General features: G+C 65.6%; 5 protein-coding genes. 4 read left to right on the top strand and 1 reads right to left on the bottom strand.

All coding sequences use genetic code 11. The features are described 5' to 3' along the window. Positions 1-338: hypothetical protein (locus B4A72_RS09100; RefSeq protein ID WP_292950682.1), on the top strand; the 338-nt coding region annotated here is incomplete at its 5' end. Positions 339-477: 139 nt separating this feature from the next. Here the strand turns inward: B4A72_RS09100 and B4A72_RS09095 are convergent. After that, positions 478-1,470, bottom strand: a complete 993-nt coding sequence (locus tag B4A72_RS09095) for a substrate-binding domain-containing protein (RefSeq protein WP_292950680.1) — start codon at positions 1,468-1,470, stop codon at positions 478-480. A 227-nt stretch (positions 1,471-1,697) separates the two neighbouring features. On the opposite strand from B4A72_RS09095, the gene B4A72_RS09090 reads away from it, so the two are divergent. From B4A72_RS09090 to B4A72_RS09080, 3 genes are read left to right on the top strand one after another with little or no spacing between them, the layout of a single operon-like run. After that, positions 1,698-2,993, top strand: coding sequence for a uracil-xanthine permease family protein (locus B4A72_RS09090; RefSeq protein WP_292950678.1), 1,296 nt, complete (start codon positions 1,698-1,700; stop codon positions 2,991-2,993). Further along, positions 2,993-4,390 (top strand): amidohydrolase family protein, encoded by a 1,398-nt coding sequence (locus B4A72_RS09085; protein ID WP_292950676.1) that lies wholly within the window; start codon positions 2,993-2,995, stop codon positions 4,388-4,390. The genes B4A72_RS09090 and B4A72_RS09085 overlap by 1 nt, the downstream gene beginning before the upstream one ends. Then, a complete protein-coding gene (locus tag B4A72_RS09080) occupies positions 4,387-5,091 on the top strand; it encodes a sulfite exporter TauE/SafE family protein (RefSeq protein WP_292950674.1) in 705 nt (234 codons plus the stop codon). Before B4A72_RS09085 ends, B4A72_RS09080 begins: the two co-directional genes overlap by 4 nt. Positions 5,092-5,124 lie beyond the last annotated feature (33 nt).

Here is a 5,124-nt window from a genome sequence, read left to right as displayed (position 1 = left end):
CCTATCAGTGGGCCCTGCGGATCTCGACCACGACCCTGGTGATCCCGTTTCTGGCCGTCATGTTCTGGCACCGGGCGACCGCGGCCGGCTGCAGTGTGGCGATGCTTTCCGCCATGGCCGTCACGATCATCTGGCCGTTTCTGGGAACGGGCATCGACCCGGTATTTCCGGGCATGGCCGTCTGCCTGATCTTTCTGGTCGCGATCAGTCTGATGACGGGGCATTCCCCGCGGGAATGCGCCCGCGCGGTCTGCTGGGAGGATCTTCCGACCGCTCAGGGCAGAGCCACGGTGTCGGCGGGTGCGGGAACGCTGAAGGCGGCCGCGTCCGGTTCATAGCATGAATGGCGTCGGGGCCGGATCGGTGCCGTTGCCCGACCCGTCCGGCGTATGACCGTGATCGCCGCGCAGGGCGATCCGGCTGGCGGGAATTCCGGCAGGTCTGGCAAGCCGGATGGCGGTCATGGTCGCCATCGGGTCAACCGACGCTCGATGGCCGGGCGATCAGGTCGGGGCAGGGCGTGGTGAAGGCGGCGTCCTGTCCTTCGATACGTGCAAGAAGCGTCTCCACGGCAAGCCGGGCCACCAGATCAAGGTGCAGATCGACCGCGGTCAGTTGCGGCTGGGCAAGCTGGGCCCGCATGCCGTCATATCGTGTGGCAAGCCGCACATTGTCGGGCACGCGCAATCCCAGGTGCGACAATGCCGTCATCGTTCCGGTGGCGAGCGCGTCGACCGTCACCAGCAGCCCGTCAAGCCGGGGATGCCGTTGCAACAGCTTGGCGGCTTCGCGTTCGGCCAGTTCCTCGCCGCCATTCTCATCAAGGCTCAGGGCAATCGCCGGCATGGCATGGGCGGCAGAAAACTCTGCATAGACCGTCTCGGTCTCTTCGTAGGATGTGCGTCTCTGCCGGCCGGTGATCAGGCCGATGCGCCGGCTGCCGGCATCGAAAAGATGCCCCAGCAGAAGACGCGCGGTCTGCGCCGAATGCAGGTCGATCGCCGGAATGTCGGGGCGCGCGGGCACCTTGCCGATCGACACGATGGGCGTGTGCCGCCCTTCGAAATAGCGGATCAACGGTTCGTCGCGGGCCGGTTCGACGACGATCACGCCGTCGAAACCCAGATTGTCGAGATTGCGGCCCGGTGATGTCGGGACCAGGCACAATGCCATGTCGCGGGTCAGCGCCGTCATCGCCGCCGACGCGGCGATTTCCATGAGAAAGCCCAGTCGCGAGGGTCCGGCCGCTACCGCGAACGGCATCGACGAGGCCAGCCCGATCGTTCCCGTGCGCCCGCTGCGCAGACGTTGCGCAGCCTGATTGGGGCGATATCCCATCTTGTCGGCCAGCGCGACGATCCGTTCGCGCGTTTCCGGATCGACCTTCCGCCGGCCGCTGAAGGCGTGCGAGATGGTCGTCGGAGATACTCCTGCGGCCTTGGCCAGATCGATGATCGTCGGTTTTCGCACGCCTTCCCCTTGCCTGATCCAGGTGCAGTAGATGCCTTGTCCCGGCGAAAAGGCAACCTTTGTCCGGGCCAACGCGACAAAACGTTTTGCGCGAATCGTCAATCGTGGTAGCACGGTAATACGCAAAACGTTTTGCTAAAGAAGAAAATGCGTCTGAACAGCAACAGGGAACGCTCGAAATGTCATTCACCGGAACTCCGCCAGGGGAACAAGACCCCGCCGATCAGATGCTGCCGCCGCGCAGCCTGATCCTGTTCGGCCTGCAGCATGTGCTGGTCATGGCCGCGTCGCCGATCACCGCCGTCTTTCTGGTCGCCCAGACTTTGGGCTTCGACACTGCGCTGACGGTCAGCGTCATCAGCGCGACGTTTCTGGTCTGCGGACTCGGTTCGATATTGCAAAGTTTCGGACCGCAGGGATTTGGCGCGCGACTGCCCTTCATCATGGTGCCGGGTGGCGCGCCAATCGCGATCTTCCTGGCCATCGCGGTGCAGGCCGATGTGCAAACCGCCGTGGGCGCGGTGCTGCTGACCGCGATCTTCTATTTCGCGGCCTTGCCGGTCTTTCGGCGGTTGTTACGGTATTTCCCGCCCATTGTCGTGGGAACGATGCTGCTGCTGGTTTCGGTCAACCTGGTGCGCATCTACGGAGGCACCATTACCGGAAGACCGGGAAGCGAGAACTTCGCCGATCCGCTGAATGTCGGACTGGCGCTGGCGACGATCGCGATGACGGTGCTGTTCGCCTGGGGCTTCACCGGCACGCTGCGGCGCATCTCGGTCATGCTGGGGCTTGTCGCGGGAACGGCGCTGGCAGCGATCTTCGGCCAGATCGACCTGTCGGGCGTCGGCAACGGGCCGCTGATCGCGGTTCCACAGCTGTTCCCGTTCGGAATGCCTAAATTCGACCTCATCGCCGCGCTGCCACTGATCGTGTTCTCGATCATCTCGATGGCCGAGGCCACCGGCCAGACCATCGCCACGGCCGAGATCGTGGGCCGGCGCGAAGATGCACGCGCGATCGTGCCGCGCACCATCCGCGGCGATGCGGTCATGTCGCTGGTCGGCGGACTGTTCGGCACGTCGCTGATCATTACCTCGGGCGAGAATGTCGGCATCGTTCGTGCAACCAACGTCAAGTCACGCTATGTCACAGCGACAGCGGGCGTGATCCTGATCCTGATCGCGCTGCTTGCACCCGTGTCGCGCCTGGCCTCGGCATTGCCCGGCCCGGTGATCGGCGGAACCGCCGTCGTCGTCTTCGCGATCATCGGCGTCATCGGCATCGACCTTCTGCGCCGCACCGATCTTCGTGAACACGGCGCGATGGTCACGCTGGCCTCGGGGCTGGCGATGGGGATGCTGCCGATTCTCGTGCCCGGTATCTACAGCCAGTTTCCGCAATGGTCGCAGATGATCATCGGCAACGGACTTGCTGCCGGCACCATCACCGCTGCCGTCGTGAATGCCATGTTCCACCACGTCCGTCCTGTTGCCGAGCCAAGCCTGCAGGAGAGCAATTGATGAGGGATCTTCCCGAAACCCTGTTCGAGCGGACCGAGATACTGCTTGTTCCAGGCCGGATGCTGCTTGAGGACGGTCCTGCCAGCGGAATGGCGGCGCTGATCCGCGGCGGACGATTTGCGGAGATCGCGCCGGCGGCGGACCTGACCGCCCGCCATCCCGGCCTGACGCCCGTCGATCTGCCGGATCATCTGATGATGCCCGGCTTCATCGACACTCATACGCATCTGACCCAGTCGCTTGGCAAGTCCCTGGTCTTCGGCGAGCCGTCAGAAATCTTTCGCCGGATTTGGGTTCCGCTGGAGGGCAGTCTGGATCAGCGCATGGTCTACCTGTCCTCGAAGCTTGCCGCGCTGGAATGCCTGCGCGGCGGCTTCACCTGCGCGGTCGATGCGGGCACGCGATCTGCCGGGCATCTGGAAGCGGTGAAGACGGCCGTGCAAGAGACGGGGATCCGCTCGGTCATCGGGCTGATCTGCAACGATCTGGGCGGTGCGGCCGATGTGCCGCCGCCGGACCGGATCATCGCGCGCGCCGAAGCGCATCTGCATGCCGGTGAAGGCGATCCGCTGCTGCATCCCTCGCTGGCCATATCCATCCCCGAAGTCGGCAGCGACGGCATGCTGGCGCGGATGTCGCACATGGCGGCAGAGGCCGGGGCGATCTTCCAGACCCATGTGAACGAACATCTGGTGGCGGTCGAACGGTCACTGGTCGCCAATGGCCGCCGCCCGCTGGAACATCTGGCCCATATCGGCGCGCTGGGGCCGCATGTCCTGATCGCGCATGCGACGCTTGTGACGCCGGGCGAACTGAACATCCTGCGCGATACCGGCACGGCGGTCGCGTATAACCCGGTGGCCTCGATCTGGAAGGGCAATGCCATCGCCCCGGCGCTGCAGATGGCCGCGCTGGGCATCCGTTTCGGACTGGGCACCGACGGCACCCGCGCGGACGGGTTCCGCCTGATGGACGCAGGCGAATCGCTGCAACGTGCAGGCTATGGCCTTGCCTCGGGCGACAGTTCTTGCGGTGGCGGCTGGCTGTGGCTGGCGGCAGCGACGGGCATGGCCGCAGATGCGGCCGGACTTGGCGCCGTCACCGGCCGCATCGCGCCCGGCCTGGCCGCAGATTTCCTGCTGGTCGATCTGGACCGTCCGGAATTCACCCCCTCGCACGATCTGACATGGGAACTGGTCCGCTATGGCAACCGGGACCAGATCGACGCGGTTTTCACCCAAGGCCGGCTGCGGCTGTGGCAGGGCTGGCCGGTTGACTGGGACGCCCGTGCCTTGCTGACCGAGATCCGCGAAACCACGGCCGGCGCCATCGCTGCCGCACCGATCACCCGTATCCATCCTCCCGCCGATTACCGCTGCGCAAAGGCCCCCGCGTGACCCTGTTCCTGATCCTCTCTGCCGCGGTTTTCGTGGCCGCCTTCATCCAGGGCGCGATCGGAATCGGTTTCGCGCTGATCGTCGCCCCGGTCTTCGGCATCCTGGCACCTGAATACCTGCCGGTAACGCTGTTGATCCTGATGCTGCCGCTGAATTTCCACATCGCCTGGCGCGAGCGCGGCGATATCGATCGGCTGGGCACCGGCTGGATCACGCTGGGGCGGTTCTTCGGCACCTTCGCGGGCCTGTGGATGCTGGCCGCGCTGAGCGGTCGTCACCTGGGCCTGGCGGTCGGCTGGTTCACGGTGATCGCCGCCGCCGTGGCTTTGCTGGCGCCTCGATTCGACCCGAACCGGCCGGCGGCACTGGGGGTGGGGCTGTTTACCGGCGTCACCGAAACGGCGACCGGCATTGGCGGCCCGCCGCTTGCGTTGCTGTATCAGCACGCGCCGGGGCCGGTGCTGCGTTCGACCGTCGCCACCTGCTTCTTCGTGGGCGAGGTGATCTCGCTGGCGATCCTTGCCATCATGGGCATGTTCCAGATGTCGCAGGCCAGTGCCGCGCTGATCCTGATGCCGGCGATCATGGCGGGCAGCGCCCTGTCGCGCCGGACGCACGCGCATATAGGCGGTGGCAGCCTGCGCTATGCGGTCCTGATCTTCGCGGTTGTCAGCGGCGCCTTCCTGATCCTGAGGTCGTGACCGGCGCGCGGCGTGTCATGCAGGGTCGGCGCA

The organism is Paracoccus sp. UBA5162, from assembly GCF_002413585.1.
In the GTDB taxonomy this organism is placed as follows: domain Bacteria; phylum Pseudomonadota; class Alphaproteobacteria; order Rhodobacterales; family Rhodobacteraceae; genus Paracoccus.
Note: the sequence above shows the minus strand (reverse complement) of the source record. Positions and strands in the feature narration are given on the sequence as shown.